The following is a 22,840-nucleotide window of genomic DNA, read 5'->3' as shown; positions in this document are numbered from 1 at the left end:
ATGAAGAAATATTTATCATTAGTAACTTTTTCGCATACCATTTTTGCAATGCCCTTTGCCTTTATTGGCTTTTTTCTGGCTGTAAACACCACCACTCATTCTTTTTCGTGGTTTAAGTTGCTTTTAATGGTACTTTGTATGGTATTTGCCAGAAATGCTGCCATGGCATTTAACAGATATTTAGACAGGGAAATAGATGCTAAAAACCCAAGAACAAAAGTGCGTGACATACCTTCTGGAAGAATATCAGCTACCCATGCACTTATTTTCACCATTGCTAACTGCTTACTTTTTATAACCACAACATGGTTTATCAACATGCTTTGTTTTTGGCTTTCGCCGATAGCTTTACTAGTTATTTTAGGCTACAGTGCTACCAAGAGATTTACCGCTTTATGCCATTTGGTATTAGGTTTAGGCTTATCATTAGCACCAATTGGCGCTTATTTGGTTGTAACCGGAGAATTTGCCCTTTTACCAATCATGTTTTCTTTAGCAGTTTTATGCTGGGTAAGTGGTTTTGATATTATTTATGCTTTACAAGATGAAGAGTTTGACCGAGGTGAAAAACTGCACTCTATACCCTCTTATTTTGGTAAAAGTAAGGCTTTATGGATTAGCAATATTTTACATATTTTATCTGCCTTGTTTGTAATAGCACCCATTTTTATTGCTGCTGATAATTTTTCTTGGCCATACTATTTGGGCTTAATCATCTTCGTCAGTATGCTTGTTTATCAACATCAACTAGTTAAACCAAATGATTTAAGCCGCGTAAATTTTGCCTTTATGACTACCAATGGTATTGCTTCTGTTGCTTTTGCAATTTGCTTTTTATTTGATATTTACTACCGTTCGTTATGATTATAGAAAAGAAAAAAAGAACCTATCTTCCTGAAAATCTAGAAATTAAATGGGATAATTTAGAACCCATATTTCAGGAATTATTACATAGAGAAATTAATTCTCCAGAAGAATTAGAAACATGGCTAAAAAACAGAAGCGAACTTGAAGCCGCTTTAGAAGAAGATTTCGCTTGGCGATACATCAAAATGACTTGCGATACCGCAAATGAAGATTTAGTTAAAAGCTTTCAATATTTTGCTACCGAGATTGAGCCTCAAATAGCGCCATTAAGCAATCAGTTAAATGAAAAATTAGTAGCTTCTCCATTTCTAAATCAATTAAATCAAGATAAATACTTTATTTACTTAAGAGGAGTTAAAAAAGCTTTAGCCCTTTTTAGAGAAGAAAATATCCCTTTGCAAACCGAGCTTCAGGTAGAACAGCAAAAATATCAAGCTATTACCGGTAGCATGTCTGTAACTTTAAACGGACAAGAATACACTTTAGAACAAGCTTCAAATTTCTTAAAAGATTTAAACAGAACTACCAGAAAAGAAGCTTGGGAAAGTATTACAAATCGCCGTTTAGAAGATAAAGATAAATTAGATGAGCTTTTTAACAAACTAAAAGCTTTACGTCATCAAGTAGCTTTAAATGCTGGCTTTGATAATTTTAGAGATTACATGTTTGAATCTTTAGGCAGGTTTGATTACAATGCGCAAGATTGCTTTGATTTTCATGAGGCAATAGCAAAAGAAATTGTTCCTATTTTAGCCGAGCAAGCAGACGAAAGAAAAAAAGCATTACAATTATCTAACTTAAAACCTTGGGATACAGAGGTTGATACATCTGGTAAACCCGCTTTAAAACCTTTTGAAAATGGTCAAGAATTGATTGATAAATCTATCCAATGCTTTAACAAATTAAACCCTGTCTTAGGCAAAAAACTAGCAATCATGAAAGCCAATGGTTTTTTTGATGTGGAGAGTAGAAAAGGTAAGGCTCCCGGTGGATATAATTATCCTTTAGCAGAAACAGGTGCTCCTTTCATTTTTATGAACTCGGCAGGTTCTTTTAGAGATTTAACTACCATGGTACACGAGGGCGGACATGCCATCCATACTTTTGTTACTGCGGATTTAGAATTAAATGATTTTAAACACTGCCCTTCTGAAGTAGCAGAACTAGCTTCTATGTCTATGGAATTAATTTCTATGGACCATTGGGATGAGTTTTTTGCAGACCCAGAAGAATTAAAAAGGGCAAAAAAATATCAGCTTAAAGATGTTTTAAAAACGCTTCCTTGGGTAGCCGTAGTTGATGCTTTCCAGCATTGGATTTACACCAACCCAGAACATACTACGCAAGAACGAACCCAAGCATGGAAAGAAATATTCACCAGATTTGGAGCCAACTTTGTTGATTGGACCGAAAACGAAGAAGCATTAGAAAATCTGTGGCAAAAACAACTACATATATTTGAAGTTCCTTTTTATTACATAGAATATGCCATTGCCCAGCTAGGTGCCATAGCTGTTTGGAAAAATTATAAAGAAAACCCAGAAAAAGGTTTAAATAATTATTTAGAAGCTTTGAAATTGGGATATACCAAATCTATAAAAGAGATTTATAAAACAGCAGGAATTGAGTTTAACTTTAGTGCAGGTTATGTAAAAGAATTAGCTTATTTCATAAAAGACGAACTTAAAAAGCTAGATTAAAATAAAAGCCGATTTTGTATCGGCTTTTATTTTTAAAACTATCTATGCTATTGCTGCCAACAACTGTGCAGAAGCATTTTTGGTATCTACTTTTGTAATAATGGTTTGGATGATGCCATTTTCATCGATAACAAAAGTTTTTCTATCTGTCCCCATATATTTCTTACCGTACATACTTTTTTCAACCCAAACACCGTATTTTTCTACAATATCCTTTTCGGTATCTGCTAGTAAAGTAAAAGGGAGTTCAAACTTGTCTACAAATTTTTTATGAGATTTTTCATCATCTGTACTTACGCCTAAAACTTCAAACCCTTTGGCTTTTAAACTTTGATAGTTGTCTCTAAAATCACAAGCTTCCGCAGTGCAACCTGGTGTATTGTCTTTTGGATAAAAATATAAAACAACTTTTTTTCCAATAAAATCACTTAAAGAAACCGAGTTTCCATATTGGTCTGTTGATGTAAATGCTGGAGCTTTATCTCCTTCTTTTAATTCCATTTTAATTTGTTTTTTAGCTTATCTAAAGAAATTTAATTGAATTGTTTTTGTGTTTTTCTTCATGTCACTAACAACTAAGGTAAAAGTATGTTTGCCAAAGCCCGTTCTTTCATCAAAGTTATGCCAAAGCAAACCTCTTTTATAATCATATTCCATCAAAATCCATTTTCCATTGATATAGCCTTTAAACTCCTTTATTCCCGATAAGTTATCGCCTATTTTAAAAGAAATAGCTTTTTGTAAAGATAGATTAGCATGATCAACTATATTGATAGGCGTTACATTTGGTGCTATGCTATCAACCTTTAAATAAAATCTTCCGAAAGATTTTGGATAAGCTCTAATGTATCCATTTGTTAATTCGCCACCTTGATAAATACCGCTTTCATTTACAATAACCAATTTATCTTTCATCTTATTTAATGATGAATCTACTTTTAATAAGAGTTCAAAAGCTTGGTGTAAAGGAGTTAATTTGTTATGGATGATGTGTATTGGCGACAAACTGTTACTAGTTTTAGCAGATTTTGAATATGTGAAATCAACATCATCATAAAAAGTTCCTTTTAAAAATTTAATTGCTATATCTTCTTTTATAAAGGTATTTTCTTGCTCGTGGTTAAATAGTGTCCCCCTAGCTTTATAGGGAGAAGGTAAGTTTGTATCAATACTTTTGATTTTAAAGTTTAAAACAGCTTCGTTCCCATTAGCGTCTTTTACTAAATATTTAACATCGTGGATATTATTATCCTGCAAGTAAATAATACCATTATTGACAAGAGTTTTATGGAAACTGGTTTTACCGCCTTTACTTATAAAGCCTTTTTCTATGACTCTGCCAGATGATATTTTACTAGGATAATCTATATAAGCGTTTACAGCTCTAGTTTGGTCAAAATAAAACTGATCTGCCTGTGTTTCATAAATTTTCTCGTTATCTAACCAAATTGTTGTACTGTAAATACCGTTTCTATTTCCAGAACCATTCATCAAGTCATGTGTTACTAAACCAAAACCAATTTTACCAGAGACATTAACTACACTTACCTTATTTAAAGTGTATTTTCCGTTTGTACCCATAGTTTGGAAATATTGTTTGGGAGTAAACTCATTAAACGGAGCATGATTGATTTTATAAATGTAAAATCCGTTTATTTGGGGTTTAACATCATCCTGTATCTTAATGCCTAAAGCCAATGGATTAATAGTTTGTTCGGTTTTGGTGTTTCTAACTTCAAAATGTAAGTGCGGCCCAGCAGAACCACCAGTATTTCCAGACCAAGCAATAATATCTCCCTTTTTAACAGGTATTTCTATTGGGGTTAACGGAAAATCTGCTTCAAAGCTTTCTCTTAGATATTGATAGTTTTTAATTGCTAAACTTATCTTACTGTTAAACCTTTGTAAATGAGCATAAACACTGGTTAATCCGTTCGGATGATTGATATAAACTGCATTTCCAAAACCTCCAATTTGCACTCTTAATCTAGAAATATATCCATCAGCTACGGCATAAACCGGGTAACCTTCCCTCTGGTTGGTTTTAATATCAATTCCAGAATGAAAATGGTTTGTTCTTATTTCTCCAAAAGTTCCTGATAAAAAAAGTTTAAGATCTAGAGGGTTTAAAAAATAATTGGGTGGTATTTCTGGAAGTTTATCTGGTTGAGAAAAAGAAGAAATAGGAAATAAACAAAAAACAAATAGTGCTGCTCTAAAAAATCTCATAGAAAGTGATATTATTTAATCTCGAAGTTTAAAAGCTCTTTATTTTCAATATAGCCTTTCAACCTATCTCCCATATTAATTTTACCTACGCCTGCGGGGGTTCCGGTAAAAATCAAATCGCCTTTTTTTAAAGTAAAATACTGTGAAACAAAACAGATGATTTCATCAAAGCTGAACATCATGTGGCCGGTATTGCCTTGCTGCTTTAATTGGTCATTAACTTTTAAGGAAAAATCCAAATTATTTAAATCTTTAAACGCATTGATAGGTAAAAACTCGCTTATTGGAGCAGAGTTATCAAAACCTTTAGCTAACACCCAAGGTAAGCCTTTGGATTTTAATTCTGATTGTAAATCACGAGCTGTAAAATCTATTCCTAACCCAATTTCTTCATAGTACTTATGGGCAAATTTTTTAGCAATGTATTTCCCTTCTTTAGATATTTTTAAGACTAATTCAACCTCGTAATGAATATCTTTTGAGAAATCTGGATGATAAAATGGCTTATTACCTTTTAATAAAGCTGTATCTGGCATCATAAAAATAACAGGTTGCTCTGGCACTGCATTATTTAACTCTTTTGCATGTTCTGCGTAATTACGTCCTATAGCTATAATTTTCATTTATAATCCAAATGTTTTTAAAAAAAAAGCCCCAATTGCTTAGCAATTGGGGCTTAAAGTTAAGTCTTTATTTATAATACCGAGATTCTTTTAATAATAGATTCTGAGCCAGCAACCACTCTAACAAAATACAAACCGCTACTTAATTTAGTATTTAGGTTAAAAGAATTTAATTGCTCACCTGCAGCAACTTTCTGAGATAAAAGTGTAACTACCTCATTACCTAAAACATCTAAAATCTTAACAGTTACCTGATTCTCTTTACTAAGTGTATAAGCAATGTTGATGTGAGTAGAAATAGGATTAGGATAAATTCTAACGTTATCTAGAGGTTTTTGTATTTCTACACTAGCACTTACACTTTTATTATTTTTTATCACTAAACTTTTACCAGGTGTATTGATGGATTTTATTGCAGAAACTTTTATCATAAAAGACTGAAAATCTGCGGCGATTGGAGGTAAAAAAGTTGGTCTGTTTGGTCTACTATCTTTTAACTTGATTGTGGTTTTAGTAGAGTCAATAATACTTTTTATATCGTTTACTACAGCGAAAGACACACTAGTGTAAAGCACAATAGTGATAGCTGTTATAAACGTTATGATGAAGTATTTATTTTTCATTGTTTATTATTCTCATCAAAAATATAAATAAAATTATAACAATAATTAAACTTCGTTAAAAAACATGATTTTTTTAACAGTATTTAACATCTGTTTATATTTACTTTTTAACTCGTACGTAAATATGCGGTTAAGGTTGTGTTTGTTAAGAAGTTGAATTACTTTTGTTTCCGACTAATACATACAAATGTGTCTGCACATAAAGATTTAAATAAATTAACCGCTGCCGGTGTTTTAATTAGTTTAGGAATAATTTATGGTGATATTGGTACTTCGCCATTATATGTTTTTAAGGCTATTATAGGCAACAGAATAATAACAAAAGAGCTTATTTATGGGGGTTTAAGTTGTGTTTTTTGGACTTTAACTTTACAAACAACACTTAAATATGTAATTATTACCTTAAAAGCTGATAATAAAGGCGAAGGTGGAATTTTCTCTCTATACTCTTTGGTTAAAAGAAAAGCTAAATGGCTAGTTATACCAGCTATTATTGGCGGTTGCGCTTTACTTGCCGATGGGATTATTACACCTCCAATTACGGTTTCATCAGCTATAGAAGGTTTAGAAATTCTTTATCCAGGCTTACAAACCATTCCCATTGTAATTGGTATTATAACTGGTTTATTTATTATCCAACAATTTGGAACCTCATTGGTAGGCAAAGCATTTGGACCAATCATGTTTATTTGGTTTAGTATGATGGGTGTTCTAGGCTTAAGCTATTTGATAAAATCTCCTGATATTATTGAAGCTATCAACCCTTATTATGCTTATAATTTACTGGCTAACTATCCGGCTGCATTAGCCATTTTGGGGGCTGTTTTTCTTTGTACCACAGGTGCAGAAGCTTTATATTCTGATTTAGGACATTGTGGTAGAAGTAATATCAGAATAAGCTGGATTTATGTTAAAAGCTGCTTAGTTTTAAATTATTTAGGCCAAGGGGTTTATTTGATGAGCTTACAAAATGAGCTATTAGATAATCGGAATCCTTTTTATAGAATGATGCCAGATTGGTTTTTAATATTTGGTATTGCCACTGCAACTGTAGCTGCGGTTATTGCAAGCCAAGCTTTAATTTCTGGTTCTTTTACATTGATATCAGAAGCAGTGCGGTTGAATATATGGCCTAAGGTTAAAATCAATTACCCAACAGATCAAAAAGGACAACTTTATGTACCAAGTATGAATTGGTTGCTATGGTTAGGTTGTATTGTGGTTGTATTATACTTTAAAAGATCCGAACACATGGAGGCAGCTTATGGTCTTTCTATTACCATAGCAATGCTCATGACCACCATTTTATTATCAACTTATCTTAGCAAAAAGAAATATCCTATTTATCTTATTGTCTTATTTTTAGCAGTTTATATAAGTATAGAAGGAGTATTTTTTATTGGTAACTTAGCTAAATTCTTTCATGGAGGTTGGTTTACAGTGTTACTTGGTGGGATATTATTCTCTGTCATGTGGGCATGGTACTCTGCAAGAAAGATTAAAAACAAATTTTTGAAATTTGTTGAAATAGAGCAATATTACGACATCATTAAAGAATTAAGTGAGGATGAATCGGTTCCAAAATATGCCTCTCAACTAGTTTATCTTACAAGTGCTAATTTTCCATCAGAAATTGAATCAAAAATTATATATTCTATCCTTCAGAAAAAACCAAAAAGAGCAGATGTTTATTGGCTTGTTCATGTTGATGTTGTAGACGAACCTTACAGATGTGAATATAAAGTTGAACATTTGGTAGAGGGTAAATTAATCAGAATAGATTTTAAACTAGGCTTTAGAATAGAGCAAAAAATAAGTACTCTTTTTAGAAAAGTTGTAGAAGACTTAGTTAAAAATAATGAGGTTGATATTACTAGCCATTACAAATCACTAAACAAACATAAAATAGTTGGCGATTTCAGATTTGTAGTTTTAGAAAAAACCCTTTCTAGAGCCAATAATTTATCTTTTTGGGATAAACTTATAATGGGATACTATTTTAACCTTAAAAAGGTCAGCTTATCAGAAGAGAAAGGTTTTGGCTTAGATTTAAGTTTTGTTACGCTTGAAAAAGTTCCTTTAATGGTTACGCAAACAGAAAAGATTGATATTACAAGAATAAACTAGCCATATATAATTCTAATTTATTTAGTTAAAGAGCTTTTAATTTAGCTTCTTTACATATATTCTTTTCTAGATTCTTTGTCTTTATCTGTTTTTGATTTCAGTATTAGTTCAACCTCAGCTTTAGATTTCACAAAACCTTCTGGATTATTTTTTTTCCAATGGTATTCGTTCATGAAATAATATATCCCAATACAGGTAATAAAAATTAATGTTATTAAAGTTTTCATCTCAAATTCATTTAAAGTAACTTTTATTCAATTTTAAGTCCCAAAATTTGAGAAGGCCGAAAAGGTAATCCATAAAAAATTACAACAACTCATTAAACTAATATAAAACGCTGTAAAACAACAACTTAAAGTAACATAATTTCAAACAATAGGCTAGAAATAGGCAAATAAATACCTATTGTGTAGAAAATTATCTATCATACTAATTTAACGTAGCTAAAGCGGATTTGATTATTACTGTGTAATATTGATGAGATTTGAGGAAATTTACAGCCTTACTATTCTGTTTGTATTTGATTAAGTTTACTTTTTCTTATTCCGTAGCAAAAGTAAATCACAAGACCAATGCCTAGCCATATTAGAAATCTTAACCAATTGGTATATCCCAATTCTGTCATCAAATAACTACAACTTAAAAGCCCCAGAACAGGTATTAAAGATAGATTTTTAAGAAAAGATAATATAGCCATGGTTATAGCCAAAATCATAAATAAGTAAAAAGGAATTTGTTCTTTAATAATTTCCCAGCTTTGGTTAAAATTAAAAAGATTTAAAATTTGATTATAAAAAGCTGCACCCAGGGTCATCATTAACAATGGAACAATATACTTTCCATTGATATAAGGCATTTTAAACCTTTTTTTACTACTTGTATCTTCATCTTTTGGTAAAAGTAAAACTCCTCCGCAAACCAACACAAAAGCAAATAAAGTTCCTATACTTGTTAAATCGGTTACTTCTGTTAAGTTCATAAATAGTGCTGGTATTGCTACAACAAGCCCTGTAACTATGGTTGAAAAAGAAGGTGTTTTAAACTTAGGATGTATTCTGGAAAAAGCTTTTGGGAGCAAACCGTCTCTACTCATGCTCATCCAAATTCTGGGTTGCCCCATTTGAAAAATTAGTAAAACACTGGCTGTGGCAATAACCGCACTAACAGAAATGATATAACCAATCTGATTTAACCCCACTCTTTCAAAAACAAAAGCCAGAGGATCAGACACTTGTAATTCTTTATAATTAACCATTCCTGTAAGTACTAAGGCAATTAAAATGTAAAGTACTGTACAAATAATCAAAGAGTATATCATTCCTTTGGGTAGGTCTTTTTGCGGATTTTCACATTCTTCGGCAGTGGTAGAAATAGCATCAAAACCAATATAGGCAAAGAAAACTCCAGATACACCTTTCATCATACCACTAAAGCCATTTGGCAAAAAGGGATGCCAGTTGGCAGGTGTTACATAAAAAAAACCTACCACAATAACCGCTAAAACCACAACTATTTTTAATATAACCATAGCATTAGTAGCTCTTTTAGTTTCTTTTATACCAATATATACCAAAAAAGTTATTAAGAATACAATCAATAAAGCAGGTATATCAGCAATAATTTTTAAGCCACCAATACTTGGGGCACTTGTCCAAGCTTGAGCAGCGTTTAAAGTATTTTCACTAAGGGTATTTAAAGAAACTCCTCTCTTAATTAACGTTAGTACTTCTTCATTCGCTTTAAAGGCACTTAAATAATCCATGGTAAGGTAGGCTGGGATATGAATATTAAACCCTTGTAAAAGATTAACGAAATATCCACTCCAAGAAATAGCAACTGCAATATTACCAATAGCGTACTCCATCAATAAGTCCCACCCTATAATCCAAGCTATCAACTCTCCAAAAGAAGCGTAGGCATAAGTGTAAGCACTGCCAGAAACTGGTATCCTAGAAGCAAACTCAGCATAACAAAGTGCAGAGAATCCACAAGTTATTGCGGTTAAAACGAAAAGTATAGAAACCCCAGGACCTCCGTTATAAGAAGCTTCTCCGATAGTAGAAAATATACCTGCACCTATTACTGCAGCTATACCCATGAAAGTGAGGTCTTTTACTTTTAAAACTTTATTTAAACCATGATGCTCACCATCATTAAAGCCTTCTTTGCTATCTTGCAGTATTTTAGCAATACTTTTCTTTCTTAGTAAATCTTTCTTCATATTGAAATCTCAACAAAATAAAGATTATTGTATCATTTACAGAAAGAAAATAAAAAAATGAGCTATAATTTTTACATCCACTCTATTAATGAAACTCCTAACCCAATAACAGTTTGTTTATAGTTATAATCAATCATGGTTTCACCATAACCTTCAAATAATTGGAAATGGCCCTTCAAATAACCCTTTATTGGGAAAGCCCAATCTAACTGAATATTACCCCTATTGCTTTTATTTAATGAATGACGACCTATAAAAGTAAATATATGCTTACCTTTTGCATGTATAACTGTCATATCTCCACGACCAGTAAAATCTAAAATAGAAGGATTTTCATCCTCTTCATCTCTAAGCCTTATCCATGGTCTAATATAAATTTGCCAGTTGTCTTTTTCAAAAGCAGTATGAAAGATAATTCTATTCCAACTTCTAGATAACGGAACAATTCTTCCGTTTGATTGATGATTAAGCGCAACACCAACCATTTTATTTTCAAATCCAAACAAATTAAACTTCATAGGGAAGTTTAAAATTACTTCAGGTTCGTAATTGGTTTCTCTAAATGGTCTAGACAGTTCTGAATTATAAACCTGCCAATGCGATTTTTGTGTATAAGCTACCCATAAATCTCCATAACCATTAAATATACCTTCTATAATTTTTGATTTAAAACTAAGCTGAATTTTAGCTTCTACTTTATTGTAAGGCACTACAAGGGGTAAAACATAATCTGGATTTTCACTTGCTGGCTGAAAATTGGGATTGGTACTAAATCTGGTTGGTAAAACATAGGTTGGCTTATAGGGTAGAATTAAAAAAGTACCTTTTCTTGTAGTTGAATCTAATTCCCAGTTATCAGAAAGGGTTCTTTTGATATTTCCATTAGCAAAAACGGGATCAAATACCTGGGCAAAGAGCTTAGAATTAGTAACAAGTAGAATAAAGCAATAGAGGCCAAAGTAAAATTGTTTCATACAAAAATTTTAAATAAATATAAAACAATTTTTGTTTGAAGTATCCAAGAAGTCATCCACAACTTCTTGGATTAGTTTTTAAATAGAATCGTAAATGATAACTTTTTCAAACAACACTCTGAACTCGTCTAAGAAAGCTAAATGTAATGGGTGAGTTTGATAAACATCATGCCCTGCTAAATCCTCAAATAAAGTAATTAAAGAGAAGGTGTAAGTGGTATCAACCACCGCTCTTTCAATAGGAGCTGGTGTTCCAATAAAAATAGATTTAATGGTTTCAATTTTTTCTAAAGACTCTAATCCTTTACGAAAAGTATTTTTTTGATTTTCAGTTGTATCGGCTTTAAGCCAAAATAATACGTGATGAGTAAGCATAAAATATTTTTTTGCCAAAGATAGCATTTGAAAAAAATAATTAATATCGTTTAAATAACCAAAAATAAATACCGATATTTGGGGGATGTGGGAAATAGACTTATCATACAGAGAAGAATACGACTTAGTTTTTGAGCGGCTTAATACTAAGTTGGAAAAACTTAAGGCTAGTAGACCTTTGCCCATCAGTGCTCTTCATAAAATTAAAGAAAGCTTAGTGCTAGAATGGACTTATAATTCTAACTCCATAGAAGGTAATACCCTTAATTTAAGAGAAACACAATTGGTCATTCAAGAAGGGATAACTATAAAAGGAAAATCCTTAAGAGAGCATTTTGAAGCTTATAACCATGATAAAGCTATTGATTATTTATACAACTTGGTTGATGAAAAGTATCAGTTAAGAGCTATTGATATTCTTTCTTTACATGGTTTGGTATTAAAAAGTATTGAAGATGATTTTGCTGGAAGGTTAAGAAACGGTGGCGTAAGAATTTCAGGTGCTAACTTTATTCCGCCCAATGCCAATAAAGTATCAGATTTAGTTGATGAACTTATCAATTTTGTTAATTATAATCCATTAGGTTTAAATGATATTGAACTGGCTACAGTTTTTCATCATAAATTTGTTTGGATTCATCCTTTTTTTGATGGTAATGGAAGAACAGTACGTTTAGTCATGAATTTATTATTGATGCGTAAAGGTTTCCCGCCTGCTATTATTCTTAAAAATGATAGAAAAAAATATTATGAAGCCTTAAACCAAGCTAACAATGGTAGTTACAGTAAACTAATCTTATTAATTACACAGGCCGTAGAGCGTACCCTTAATATTTATTTAAATGCCATGCCAGGTGCCGATGATAACTTTATGGAAATTGCTAATTTGGTACAAGAACCCGGTTTTGATTATGGGCAAGAATACATTAGTTTACTTGCCAGAAGAGGTAAAATTGATGCTTATAAAGAAGGTAAGAACTGGCTTACTTCTAAAGAAGCAGTATTGGCATATATGGCTAATAGAAAACGAAAAAGATAGTTTGTTTTATCATCTCTAAGAAAATTGATTTATCCAGAAAATAGTTTTTACAATTACCCCCTCCATTTTCGTTTAAAATGGAGGGGTTATCATTTATAAGCTAATAATTTATATTTAAAACTTTTCTTAAGCTTTTGTTGGGGTAACTATTAACGATATGAAAAACTCTTAAAAGGTACCGGAGCGTAAGAAAACACTGGATTTACTTTTACAACTTTAAACTCTGTTCTTCTATTTAGCTGATGTTGCTCTTCAGAGCATTGAGTACCATCAACACATTTATTTAAAAGTTGGCTTTCGCCATAGCCTTTAGAACTTAAACGCTTTATCTCTATACCCTTTGTTTTTAGATATTCTTTTGCTGATGCTGCTCTTAGTTCTGATAGTTTCTGATTATAAGCAGCCTTACCTCTTGCATCAGTATGAGATCTTAACTCGATGTTTACATCTGGTGTACTATTTAAAAAAGCAACAACTTTATTTAATTCTGGTTCTGCATCTTTTCTGACTTGATGTTTATCAAAATCATAATAAATATTATTTAGTCTTACCAGATAAGCTTCTTCAACCTTTTCAACTTCAAATTTTACATTAAAAACAATAGACTCTGTAGCCCCTTTAGTGGTTATATCTCCCTCTTGTCTAGAAAAGAATTTATCCATATCTCCTCTTACGGTATAATCTGTTTCTTTATCTAAGTTAAATTTAAAAGATCCATCTTCTGCTGATAAGGTAGATTTCTCCTCTCCAGTATTTTTGTTGATTAAAAATATCTTTAAACCTGCAATTGGGCTACCAGTTCCTTTCTCGGTTACTTTACCATCAACTGCATAAAATTGTTCTTTGGGCTTTTGATAAAATCTATAAATATCATCTGAGCCTTTACCACCTGGACGATTAGAAGATAAATAGCCGCTTAAATTGTCTTGAAAGAAAAATACACCAAAATCATCTCTTGTTGAATTAAATGGAGACTTTAAATTTTCAGGTTCTGTCCAATTATTTTTAACTCCTGTTGATGAAAAAATATCTAAGCCCCCTATAGTAATGTGCCCTCTTGAGGAGAAATACAAAGTACCATCTTTTCTCACAAACGGAAATACTTCATCTTCCTCTGAGTTTATAGTATTTCCACAATTTACAGGTTTTGACCACCCATTGCCTGATTTCTCTGAGTAATATAAATCCATCCCTCCGTAACCGCCTGGCATATCAGAAGCAAAATAAAGAATATTACCATCAGGGCTTAAAGCTGGATGTTGTACAGAATATTCATAAACATTATTATAAGGAAATGGTGTTGCTTCAGACCAAACACCATTTCTTTTAGAGGAAATATAAATGGTTTTTTTGATCACTACATCTTTTAATTTTTTCAGATCTGTATCTTCTACAACACCGGCTCTTGTAAAATATATAATGTTTCCATCAGCACTTATAGTAGCAGGACCATTATGATATTTATCATTAATTTGCTCTGGCAAAAGAGTTAGTTGCATTACACCAGCTGCGGAATCTTTAGCCTGCTCTGCCTGATAAATTTTAAGGAAAGAATTACCTGTCCAGCCATAAACTTTAGCATTTTTATCGCTTCCTGGTGATTTTAGAAACCATCTATCAGATATAATTAAAAATCCGTTATCATAAGCTACTGGAGAAAAATCTGCATGCTCCGTATTAAATGAATTTTCGTTTTCAATATCTACGTTCAAATCTGGATTTTGCAACCATAACCTTGCAGCATCGCAACTATTAGCTAATCTTACAGCGTAATCACTTTTTGCTGGAACACGCTCAGCATACATCAAATAATTACGCTTAGCTTGATCAAATTTACCGTTCTGCTTTAAAATTCCGGCATAATAAATATAATTGATAGGATCAAATCCAGGAAAAGTTAAAACTGTTGCATAAGCTCTTTCTGCGGCAATGGTATTATTTATGAAGCGATAACAATTGGCTAATTTTTGTGCAACCTCCAGGCTAGGGCTTTTTTCTAAAAGTTTTTCATAAATCTCGATTGCAAATTTATAGTCATACTTTTCATAATATTTGTTTGCTTTACCTAAATCATCAGATTTTAACATTTTAGGTGCAACCAACACACCTAAGGTTATTAAGCAAAAACTTCCGCCAATGAATAACAGATTCTTAAGTTTCATATCTAAAAATATCTAGGTGATAAAATTGTTAAATCTCTTTTCCCACCATTTATTATCAAACCTAAAGAGATTTCATGTGTACCATTATTATATCCTCTTATATTAGATAAAGAATAATCATACGCATAACCTAGTCTCCAAGATTTACCTGCAAAAAACTCTAACAACCCCACAACTGCATTGTTAAAATTAGGTGTACCGATAATAGCAGGCTTATCCCACAGTTTTAAAGAAGTACGATAAGAGGCTCCCAACCAAATACGCTCTCCTAGTAAAAAAAAATTATTTATATCAAGGTTAGTAGGTCCTTTAGTATCTTCTCTTAACATAATAGAAGGTTTAAACTTTAAAAAATCAGAAACTTCTACTAAATAACCTGCTGTTAAAAAGTAATTTTGGCTTTGTTTTACTTGCAAGGTTTGAGATGATGTACTAAAATCAACAGCTTTCTCCATTAAATTTATAGCTGATAAACCAATGTATAATTTTTCAGTACTGTAATGAATACCAAATCTGATATCTGGTGCTAATCCGGTTGATTTGCCTGATAAAAATTCAGTATCGGAAATATCATCTATGATAGCTGCGCTACCATTAACTCCTAATTGAGTAAAACCTAATCCTAAACCAAAAGACAACCTCGACTCTCCGGCTAAGGGAATACGGTAGGCTATATTAGCGAAAGCAGAAAATTGATCTTGTATTCCTGATTTATCATTTACCACACTAAGACCTAAACCAATTTTATCATCTGCTACAGCAGCATCTAAAACTAAAGATTGTGTTTTAGGAGCCCCTTCTACATCAACCCATTGGTTTCTGTAAAGTAAACTAAGGTTAACAGTTTCTTTATACCCAGCATAAGCAGGATTTATAACCAAACTATTAAACATGTATTGACTGTATTGCGCATCTTGTTGAGCCCAAACATTTAAACTAGCTACTAGCAAAATGAAGTTTAAAAGGATTTTTCTCATTTCTTATTCATTTTTAAGTAAAGCAATAAATCCTTTATAAACTTTTGGCTCGCCGTTTACATTTACCTTTAATAGGTAATAATACGTTCCAGAACTTAAGCCAGAACCATCCCAAGCTTTGCTATTATTATAATTCTTGATGTTAAATACTTCTGCCCCCCACCTATTCAAAATAATCAATTCGTTATCCGGAAATAAATCAATGTTTTTAATCTCCCACCTATCATTTTTTCCATCTCCGTTAGGTGTAAACGTATTGAAGAAAGTAAAAGGATCATTATTGGTTAAGGTACCTGCAAAAGTTACTGGTATATTTGTAAAAGACTTTAAAGAAGAAAAAGTTAAAGAAGCATCAAAACCATTATTACCTGGTATAGTTTGTGAATTTGATATACCTGCCTTTTCCCACCCTATCAATGGTTTAAGCCAACTTACAATTTGATTAAAACTACCATCGTTAACGGCATTATAGAATAATGTAAAATCGGCAGGTGTATTGCCAGATACATGGTCTAAAACATAGTAATATTTATCATTAACCGTATTTACATCAAATCTTTTTTGTGTAGTTGCGTAACCATCATTAGAAGGATTTCTGTTGATAAAAGTAACACCATAAATATTGTCTGTATTATCTTTTGGACTTACTATCAGATTACTAAGTCTTAAAGTTCCTCCTTCATTAGAACCTAAAGGAAATAAATAATTATCAGTAAGATTGGTTAATCTTTGAAATTTTCCTCCTGTATTGGTGCTAACAAAACCAGTAGTTGTTTTTACCGCATCTGCTTTACCCGATAATATTGTGAGCGTTTTATCATTTAATTTAAGTTCCTTATCGGCTAAGTCTAATGCAACATTAACATCCGTGTTTACATTTAAAGTTTTGAAACCGGTACCAGCAAGGGTTAAAACAGGAAAACGTGTTGTAGATAAGCCCCCTATGGATTGATTTGCTCCTGAAAGCAAGACATTACCAGAAGAAACATTATTAAAAGCCATACCGGACGAATTATTTATCCAGTTACCATAAATACTAATAATTCCATCATTAAAAATAATACCATTACCCGCATTGATAAAATCGCTTTTTACAGTTATCACTCCATTAGCCCGAACAGACAAAGTGCCATTATTAACAAACTGAGCCTGTAATTTAGAAAAAACAGAACCAGATAAAAGGAGAGAAAAAAGTATTAATCTTTTTTTCATCTTAGTTTGTTACTACAAAAGACAAGTTCCCAACAGGTAAATTGATATTACCACCAGAAACATTTGTAAATTTTACTTCTACAATATCGTTGGCTATAATTCTGGCATAAGCTATGATTAAACCATCTGGCAATTCTATATCTGGAGAAACAGAAATAACGCCGCCAGGTAAAGCACCAACAACCGTGTAAGTTTGTTTTAATGAAGGTGTAACCTGTACGGTACCTGCAAGAATTGGTAACGTAGCTTTGATTCCTTTTAAATTAACGTGGATATTAGCCGTACCAACCCTAAGCGGAGACCAGCTACTACCTTGCTTAACATAAACAAAACCAGTAAAACCGTCTAAATATAAATCACCACTATTGCCTAAAGAACTTAAGTTAGGTGCTAGCCCTCCTGGCGGGATACTAGCCCCCACAAACCATTGGGTACCATTTAAAGGAGTTGATGTTACCCCTACATCATTCCATTGTGTACCGTTCCAATAGTTAAATCTTGAGGTACTAAGGTTATAAATCATCATACCATTGGCTGCTGTTGGGTTTGTTCCGAAGCTTGTTTGCAAAGTATTTCTTTGAGCCGTAGTTAAACGTGGTATTAATAAACCTTTAGTTGTAGAAGATATATCCAGAGCTGCACTTTGATATGGCGTGTTAGTACCAATACCAACATCACCAACAGCTTGCGCTTGTACAGTATTTAAACTCAACAACAAATATTGACACACTAAATAGCATGTAAAAACTGGCAAACGAAAAGAGCACATAAAGGCAGGTAGGAATTTATTCATATAGGTTATTAAGTTATCAACATAAAGTTATAAACATTTTCATCAATAAAAAATCTTTATTATAATTATTCTAACAAAGATTCTTTTAATTTTAACCAAATCAACAATAAAGTTTTCAACATCAAAATGTTAATTTCTTAACAATTCTAATCTATTCAATTTCATCAAAATGTTTACTTTAGTGTAATTATTACAACAACCAAGAAATGACTACAGAAATTAGCGACTTAGAAAAAATGGCTTCTCAAGTGAGAAGAGATATTATCAAGATGGTTTATGAATGCCAATCGGGGCATCCGGGGGGTTCATTAGGATGTGCAGATTACCTTGTTGCACTATACTTTAGAGTGATGAAACACAACCCAGAGTTTAATATGGATGGCGCCGGAGAAGATTTATTCTTCTTGTCAAACGGTCATATTTCTCCTGTTTTTTATAGTGTTTTAGCTAGAGCAGGTTATTTTGATGTTGCCGAGCTTAAAACCTTTAGAAAATTAAACTCAAGACTTCAAGGCCATCCAACTACTCACGAGCATTTACCAGGAATAAGAATTGCTTCAGGTTCTTTAGGACAAGGCATGTCTGTTGCTATTGGTGCTGCTTTAACCAAAAAAATAAACAAAGATAATGGTATTGTATTCTCTTTACACGGAGACGGAGAATTACAGGAAGGCCAAAACTGGGAAGCTGCCATGTTTGCTCCTTTTAATAAAGTAGACAACTTAATTTGTACTGTAGACGTAAATGGCCAACAAATAGACGGACCAACATCTAAAGTACTAGATTTAATGAATCTAGAAGCTAAATTCTTGGCTTTTGGTTGGGATGTAATGCACACAGATGGCAACAACATGAAAGAACTAGTAGCTACCTTAGAAGAAGCTAAATCAAAAACAGGAAATGGTAAACCTATCATGATTTTGATGAAAACAGAGATGGGCAAAGGTGTTGATTTTATGGAAGGTTCTCATAAATGGCATGGTATTGCACCAAATGCAGAACAACTTGCCGAAGCATTTACTCAACTAGAAGAAACATTTGGCGATTTCTAATCTTCCATCACCTTTAACCAAAAATTATAATGAAAAAATATACTTATACTGAAAAAAAAGATACTCGCTCTGGCTTTGGCGCTGGATTATTAGAAGCTGGTAGAAAAAACGAAAATATTGTTGCGCTTTGTGCTGATTTAATCGGCTCATTGAAAATGGGAGATTTCCAAAAAGAATTCCCTGATAGATTTGTACAAGTTGGTATTGCAGAAGCTAACATGATTGGTATTGCCGCAGGTATGACTATAGGTGGCAAAATTCCTTTTACCGGAACGTTTGCTAACTTTTCTACAGGAAGAGTGTACGACCAGATTAGACAATCTGTAGCTTATTCGGATAAGAATGTAAAAATTTGTGCTTCTCATGCAGGTTTAACTTTAGGAGAAGACGGTGCTACACACCAAATTCTTGAGGATATTGGCATGATGAAAATGTTACCAGGGATGACAGTTATCAATCCTTGCGACTATAACCAAACAAAAGCCGCTACTTTAGCTATAGCAGAACACGAAGGTCCTGTTTACTTACGTTTTGGTCGTCCAGTAATTCCTGTATTTACTCCTGCCGACCAAAAATTTGAGATTGGTAAAGCTTGGATGGTTAACGAGGGTACAGATGTTACCATCATCGCAACAGGCCATTTAGTATGGGAAGCTATTTTAGCTGGCGAGAAATTGGCTGAAGAAGGTATAAATGCTGAAATTATCAATATACATACTATTAAACCGCTGGATGAAGAGGCTATTTTAAATTCAGTTAAAAAAACAGGCTGTATTGTAACTTGCGAAGAACATAACAGATACGGTGGTTTAGGAGAAAGTGTAGCACAACTTTTAGCAACACAACTACCAACGCCTCAAGAATTTATTGCTGTTAATGATACTTTCGGAGAAAGCGGAACACCAGCAGATTTAATGAAAAAATACGGATTAGATAGCTCTAACATTATTGAAGCTACTAAGAAAGTAATGAAGAGAAAATAATCTTCAAAACATATTCGTTAAAAGCCGAAGTTATGCTTCGGCTTTTTATATTTGGGTAAAGATGCAAATAGAGGATTCAGAAATATTAGAAAAGTTTAACAATCCGCAAACCCAAGAATTGGGTTTTAAATTACTATTAAATAAATATCAACAAAAAATTTATTGGCATATACGTAGGATTGTTATTGAACACGAGGATGCAGATGATGTTGTACAAGATGTATTTATTAAAGTATGGAAAAACTTAGCTGCTTTTCGTCAGGATTCTCAACTTTATACATGGCTTTATAGGATTGCAACTAATGAAAGTATCACATTTTTAAACAAAAAGAAAACCAAATTCAACTCATCTTTTGAAGAACTATCAGAGAAATTAAGCGAAAGTTTAAACGATGATAATTACTTTACCGGAGACCAAATACAAAAAAAACTACAAAAAGCATTATTAACACTTCCAGAAAAACAAAGATTAGTTTTTAATATGAAGTATTATGATGATTTAAAATTTCAAGAAATATCAGACATTTTGGGAACTAGTGTAGGCGCTTTAAAAGCTTCTTATCATCTTGCGGTTAAAAAGATAGAACAATTTTTATTAGCATCTGATTAAACCTTTGTTAAAAAAAACAATCATTAAGAGTATGGACAGAGAGGAAAATAAGGAAAGAGAAATAGATAGCACCTTTTTGAATGATGATTTAAAAAGAAACCCTTTTACTGTAGATGAAAATTATTTTAACCAACTACAAGAAGATATTCTTGCCCAAATAAAACTATCAGCTATAAATAAAGCTGATTTTACTATACCAGAAGCTTACCAAGAGAATCTTACGCAAAAATTGTTAAGTGAAGTTAAATTAGCAGCCCTAAAACAAGAAAGTTCTGATTTGTTTAAAGTTCCTACGCATTACTTTGAAGTACTTGAAGAGCAAATCATATCTAAATCAGTAGATAAAAAAACAAAAATATTTAAATTAAATATCCTTAAATATGCTTCTGCTGCGGTAGTTTTGCTAGCTATAAGTTTTGGTATTTATTTAAATTATCAAGATACTCAAACCGTAGATCATCAATTATCTACCATTCCTGACGAGGAGATTATTAATTATTTAAAATTCCATTCTGATGCTAATGATGTAAACTTAATGATAGAAAATTTAGATGATGTTGCTACCTTTGAAAGCGACTTATATCAGGATATAAATCAGGAATAAGTAATTAACGAAACATGAAAAAGCTTTTATATATCATCTTCATTTTACTTTTTGTAGTTTCTGTTAATGCTATTCAGGCACAAACTCCACAAAAAAAAGGAGAAAGAATTGAAGCCCTAAAAATTGAATTTGTTTTAAAAAAGCTAGAACTTAATGATGAAGACTCTAAAAGTTTTGCTTTTATGTATAAATCTTATTTACAAGAGGTTAACCTCCTTCTTCGCCAGAAAAGAGAAGCTAGAGAAATCAATAAAAATAATCCTCAAAAACTTGTTGATGATGATTTTTATTATGATGAAAAAATGTTCCAACTTAAAAAGCAATACAGAAAAAGATTTCAACAAGTTTTATCTCCAGAACAAATTAAAACGCTTTACATTGCAGAAAGAGAGTTTAGAGAAGAACTCATTAAACATTTGAAAAAGTAAATAGCTTTATGCTGCTTAATAATATGTTTATATTTGAACATGTTAAGCCAAAAGCAATTATTCTTACTTAATACAGCACAAACTTCTGATTTTCCCCGCCTATTAGAAATAGAAAAAGCAGAAGGTATTTATCTTTATGACACTCAAGGAAAAGCGCATATAGACCTCGTTTCTGGTTTTGCTGTCAGCAATTTAGGGCATCGCCACCCCAAAGTAATTGAGGCTATCAAAAACCAACTAGATAAATACATGCACTTAACCGTTTATGGCGAGTTTATACAAACACCACAAGTTAAATTTGCTAGTCAACTAGCCGCTGTTTTACCTAAGCCGTTATCATCAGTTTACTTTACAAATTCTGGAGCAGAGGCTACCGAAGGTGCCTTAAAACTAGCTAAAAGATTTACTAACCGAACAGAAATTATTGCTTTTAAAAATTCTTACCACGGCAGTACACATGGCGCTTTAAGCGTTATGGGGAATGAATATTACAAACAAGCTTATCGCCCCTTATTACCAGATATACGTTTTATCGAGCTTAATCAAAAACAACAAATCAATCAAATCACTACAAAAACAGCAGCCGTAATATTAGAAACCATACAGGGTGAAGCTGGAATTAGAGTTCCAGATAAAGAGTATATCCAAGCTTTAAGAACTAAATGTGATGAAACCGGAACCTTACTTATTCTTGATGAAATACAAACAGGTTTTGGTAGAACAGGAAAACTTTTTGCGTTTGAGCATTTCAACATACAACCTGATATTTTGCTATTAGCTAAGGGAATGGGTGGTGGTATGCCTATTGGAGCTTTTATTGCTTCAAAAGAAGTTATGGATAGCATCAAAGCTAACCCAATTCTTGGGCATATTACAACTTTTGGGGGGCACCCAGTAAGTTGTGCCGCTGGTTTAGCAAGTTTAGAAACTATTTTGAACGAAGGTTATATTCATCAAGTACAAGAAAAAGAAAATCTGCTTAGACAACTCTTAAAACATCCTAAAATAAAAGAAATCAGAGGATTGGGTTTTATGCTAGCTATCCAACTTCATAGCTTTAAACAAGTAGAAAAAGTGAGTGCAAAATGTATTGAAAAAGGCGTTATCATAGATTGGTTTTTACATTGTGATACCGCTATGAGGATTGCTCCACCTTTGATTATCACTAATGAACAAATTAAAACAGCTTGTGAAATTATTCTTCAAGTTATAGATGAAGTAGAAGAATAAAGCAGTAAGTT

The 22,840-nt window shown here is 32.4% G+C and carries 22 protein-coding genes; 10 read left to right on the top strand and 12 right to left on the bottom strand.

The window, feature by feature from the left end; translation table 11 throughout:
- Together B2745_RS00415 and B2745_RS00410 are read left to right on the top strand one after the other, a co-directional pair.
- Complete coding sequence (locus tag B2745_RS00415) at positions 1–864, top strand: UbiA-like polyprenyltransferase (RefSeq protein WP_304062237.1); 864 nt, start codon at positions 1–3, stop codon at positions 862–864.
- Positions 861–2,567 carry a M3 family oligoendopeptidase gene (locus B2745_RS00410; protein ID WP_304062234.1) on the top strand — a complete coding sequence of 569 codons (1,707 nt, stop codon included), beginning with the start codon at positions 861–863 and terminating at the stop codon, positions 2,565–2,567. The genes B2745_RS00415 and B2745_RS00410 overlap by 4 nt, the downstream gene beginning before the upstream one ends.
- A 42-nt stretch (positions 2,568–2,609) precedes the next feature.
- On the opposite strand, the gene bcp is transcribed toward B2745_RS00410, so the two are convergent.
- From bcp to B2745_RS00390, 4 genes are all read right to left on the bottom strand, one after another.
- Complete coding sequence (bcp, locus tag B2745_RS00405; RefSeq protein WP_304062233.1) at positions 2,610–3,068, bottom strand: thioredoxin-dependent thiol peroxidase; 459 nt, start codon at positions 3,066–3,068, stop codon at positions 2,610–2,612.
- A gap of 18 nt (positions 3,069–3,086) precedes the next feature.
- Positions 3,087–4,796 carry a M23 family metallopeptidase gene (locus B2745_RS00400; RefSeq protein WP_304062231.1) on the bottom strand — a complete coding sequence of 570 codons (1,710 nt, stop codon included), beginning with the start codon at positions 4,794–4,796 and terminating at the stop codon, positions 3,087–3,089.
- 11 nt (positions 4,797–4,807) lie between these two features.
- Complete coding sequence (locus tag B2745_RS00395; RefSeq protein WP_304062227.1) at positions 4,808–5,419, bottom strand: fumarylacetoacetate hydrolase family protein; 612 nt, start codon at positions 5,417–5,419, stop codon at positions 4,808–4,810.
- 71 nt (positions 5,420–5,490) lie between these two features.
- Entirely contained in the window at positions 5,491–6,042 is a 552-nt protein-coding gene (locus B2745_RS00390) for a T9SS type A sorting domain-containing protein (RefSeq protein ID WP_304062225.1), read from the bottom strand.
- 189 nt (positions 6,043–6,231) lie between these two features.
- On the opposite strand from B2745_RS00390, the gene B2745_RS00385 reads away from it, so the two are divergent.
- Positions 6,232–8,169: a KUP/HAK/KT family potassium transporter gene (locus tag B2745_RS00385; protein ID WP_304062221.1), complete on the top strand. Its 1,938-nt coding sequence runs from the start codon at positions 6,232–6,234 to the stop codon at positions 8,167–8,169.
- A gap of 50 nt (positions 8,170–8,219) precedes the next feature.
- Here B2745_RS00385 and B2745_RS00380 read toward each other — a convergent pair whose 3' ends face one another.
- The 4 genes from B2745_RS00380 to B2745_RS00365 all read right to left on the bottom strand — a co-directional run bounded on the left by B2745_RS00380 (position 8,220) and on the right by B2745_RS00365 (position 11,739).
- The gene (locus B2745_RS00380) at positions 8,220–8,342 is read right to left on the bottom strand and encodes a hypothetical protein (RefSeq protein ID WP_304062218.1); all 123 of its coding nucleotides are present in this window, start codon (positions 8,340–8,342) and stop codon (positions 8,220–8,222) included.
- A gap of 332 nt (positions 8,343–8,674) precedes the next feature.
- Positions 8,675–10,390 carry an APC family permease gene (locus tag B2745_RS00375; RefSeq protein ID WP_304062215.1) on the bottom strand — a complete coding sequence of 572 codons (1,716 nt, stop codon included), beginning with the start codon at positions 10,388–10,390 and terminating at the stop codon, positions 8,675–8,677.
- A gap of 71 nt (positions 10,391–10,461) precedes the next feature.
- On the bottom strand, positions 10,462–11,364 hold the full coding sequence (locus B2745_RS00370; protein WP_304062212.1) for a phospholipase A: 903 nt from the start codon (positions 11,362–11,364) through the stop codon (positions 10,462–10,464).
- Between the two features lie 78 nt (positions 11,365–11,442).
- Complete coding sequence (locus B2745_RS00365; protein ID WP_304062209.1) at positions 11,443–11,739, bottom strand: Dabb family protein; 297 nt, start codon at positions 11,737–11,739, stop codon at positions 11,443–11,445.
- A gap of 151 nt (positions 11,740–11,890) precedes the next feature.
- Here B2745_RS00365 and B2745_RS00360 point away from each other — a divergent pair, with 151 nt between their 5' ends.
- The gene (locus tag B2745_RS00360; RefSeq protein ID WP_304062206.1) at positions 11,891–12,778 is read left to right on the top strand and encodes a Fic family protein; all 888 of its coding nucleotides are present in this window, start codon (positions 11,891–11,893) and stop codon (positions 12,776–12,778) included.
- 149 nt (positions 12,779–12,927) lie between these two features.
- Here the strand turns inward: B2745_RS00360 and B2745_RS00355 are convergent, their stop codons facing one another.
- Genes B2745_RS00355 through B2745_RS00340 form a run of 4 tightly spaced genes read right to left on the bottom strand, consistent with a single transcriptional unit; the run spans position 12,928 to position 17,841 of the window.
- Complete coding sequence (locus B2745_RS00355; protein ID WP_304062204.1) at positions 12,928–14,940, bottom strand: OmpA family protein; 2,013 nt, start codon at positions 14,938–14,940, stop codon at positions 12,928–12,930.
- Positions 14,941–14,942: 2 nt separating this feature from the next.
- A complete protein-coding gene (locus B2745_RS00350; RefSeq protein ID WP_304062201.1) occupies positions 14,943–15,917 on the bottom strand; it encodes a PorP/SprF family type IX secretion system membrane protein in 975 nt (324 codons plus the stop codon).
- 3 nt (positions 15,918–15,920) lie between these two features.
- Complete coding sequence (locus B2745_RS00345) at positions 15,921–17,129, bottom strand: gliding motility-associated C-terminal domain-containing protein (RefSeq protein ID WP_304062198.1); 1,209 nt, start codon at positions 17,127–17,129, stop codon at positions 15,921–15,923.
- 1 nt (position 17,130) lies between these two features.
- Entirely contained in the window at positions 17,131–17,841 is a 711-nt protein-coding gene (locus B2745_RS00340) for a hypothetical protein (protein ID WP_304062196.1), read from the bottom strand.
- A gap of 287 nt (positions 17,842–18,128) precedes the next feature.
- On the opposite strand from B2745_RS00340, the gene B2745_RS00335 reads away from it, so the two are divergent.
- From B2745_RS00335 to B2745_RS00310, 6 genes are all read left to right on the top strand, one after another.
- A complete protein-coding gene (locus B2745_RS00335) occupies positions 18,129–18,974 on the top strand; it encodes a transketolase (RefSeq protein WP_304062194.1) in 846 nt (281 codons plus the stop codon).
- 29 nt (positions 18,975–19,003) lie between these two features.
- Entirely contained in the window at positions 19,004–19,957 is a 954-nt protein-coding gene (locus tag B2745_RS00330) for a transketolase family protein (RefSeq protein ID WP_304062191.1), read from the top strand.
- A 61-nt stretch (positions 19,958–20,018) separates the two neighbouring features.
- Entirely contained in the window at positions 20,019–20,567 is a 549-nt protein-coding gene (locus tag B2745_RS00325; RefSeq protein ID WP_304062188.1) for an RNA polymerase sigma factor, read from the top strand.
- A 31-nt stretch (positions 20,568–20,598) separates the two neighbouring features.
- Positions 20,599–21,171, top strand: coding sequence for a hypothetical protein (locus tag B2745_RS00320; RefSeq protein ID WP_304062186.1), 573 nt, complete (start codon positions 20,599–20,601; stop codon positions 21,169–21,171).
- A gap of 14 nt (positions 21,172–21,185) precedes the next feature.
- Positions 21,186–21,599, top strand: coding sequence for a hypothetical protein (locus B2745_RS00315; protein WP_026903971.1), 414 nt, complete (start codon positions 21,186–21,188; stop codon positions 21,597–21,599).
- 39 nt (positions 21,600–21,638) lie between these two features.
- On the top strand, positions 21,639–22,829 hold the full coding sequence (locus B2745_RS00310; protein ID WP_304062183.1) for an aspartate aminotransferase family protein: 1,191 nt from the start codon (positions 21,639–21,641) through the stop codon (positions 22,827–22,829).
- The last annotated feature ends 11 nt before the right edge of the window (positions 22,830–22,840 follow it).

Source organism: Pedobacter glucosidilyticus (genome assembly GCF_002483235.1).
GTDB classification, from domain to species: Bacteria; Bacteroidota; Bacteroidia; order Sphingobacteriales; family Sphingobacteriaceae; genus Pseudopedobacter; species Pseudopedobacter glucosidilyticum_B.
Note: the sequence above shows the minus strand (reverse complement) of the source record. Positions and strands in the feature narration are given on the sequence as shown.

Bases quoted from the DNA above. Each gene is read 5' to 3' on its own strand.
- B2745_RS00415 (WP_304062237.1), top strand. From the start codon at position 1: ATGAAGAAATATTTATCATTAGTAACTTTTTCGCATACCATTTTTGCA.
- B2745_RS00410 (WP_304062234.1), top strand. From the start codon at position 861: ATGATTATAGAAAAGAAAAAAAGAACCTATCTTCCTGAAAATCTAGAA.
- bcp (WP_304062233.1), bottom strand. From the start codon at position 3,068: ATGGAATTAAAAGAAGGAGATAAAGCTCCAGCATTTACATCAACAGAC.
- B2745_RS00400 (WP_304062231.1), bottom strand. From the start codon at position 4,796: ATGAGATTTTTTAGAGCAGCACTATTTGTTTTTTGTTTATTTCCTATT.
- B2745_RS00395 (WP_304062227.1), bottom strand. From the start codon at position 5,419: ATGAAAATTATAGCTATAGGACGTAATTACGCAGAACATGCAAAAGAG.
- B2745_RS00390 (WP_304062225.1), bottom strand. From the start codon at position 6,042: ATGAAAAATAAATACTTCATCATAACGTTTATAACAGCTATCACTATT.
- B2745_RS00380 (WP_304062218.1), bottom strand. From the start codon at position 8,342: ATGAACGAATACCATTGGAAAAAAAATAATCCAGAAGGTTTTGTGAAA.
- B2745_RS00375 (WP_304062215.1), bottom strand. From the start codon at position 10,390: ATGAAGAAAGATTTACTAAGAAAGAAAAGTATTGCTAAAATACTGCAA.
- B2745_RS00370 (WP_304062212.1), bottom strand. From the start codon at position 11,364: ATGAAACAATTTTACTTTGGCCTCTATTGCTTTATTCTACTTGTTACT.
- B2745_RS00365 (WP_304062209.1), bottom strand. From the start codon at position 11,739: ATGCTTACTCATCACGTATTATTTTGGCTTAAAGCCGATACAACTGAA.
- B2745_RS00355 (WP_304062204.1), bottom strand. From the start codon at position 14,940: ATGAAACTTAAGAATCTGTTATTCATTGGCGGAAGTTTTTGCTTAATA.
- B2745_RS00350 (WP_304062201.1), bottom strand. From the start codon at position 15,917: ATGAGAAAAATCCTTTTAAACTTCATTTTGCTAGTAGCTAGTTTAAAT.
- B2745_RS00345 (WP_304062198.1), bottom strand. From the start codon at position 17,129: ATGAAAAAAAGATTAATACTTTTTTCTCTCCTTTTATCTGGTTCTGTT.
- B2745_RS00335 (WP_304062194.1), top strand. From the start codon at position 18,129: ATGACTACAGAAATTAGCGACTTAGAAAAAATGGCTTCTCAAGTGAGA.
- B2745_RS00330 (WP_304062191.1), top strand. From the start codon at position 19,004: ATGAAAAAATATACTTATACTGAAAAAAAAGATACTCGCTCTGGCTTT.
- B2745_RS00325 (WP_304062188.1), top strand. From the start codon at position 20,019: ATGCAAATAGAGGATTCAGAAATATTAGAAAAGTTTAACAATCCGCAA.
- B2745_RS00320 (WP_304062186.1), top strand. From the start codon at position 20,599: ATGGACAGAGAGGAAAATAAGGAAAGAGAAATAGATAGCACCTTTTTG.
- B2745_RS00315 (WP_026903971.1), top strand. From the start codon at position 21,186: ATGAAAAAGCTTTTATATATCATCTTCATTTTACTTTTTGTAGTTTCT.
- B2745_RS00310 (WP_304062183.1), top strand. From the start codon at position 21,639: ATGTTAAGCCAAAAGCAATTATTCTTACTTAATACAGCACAAACTTCT.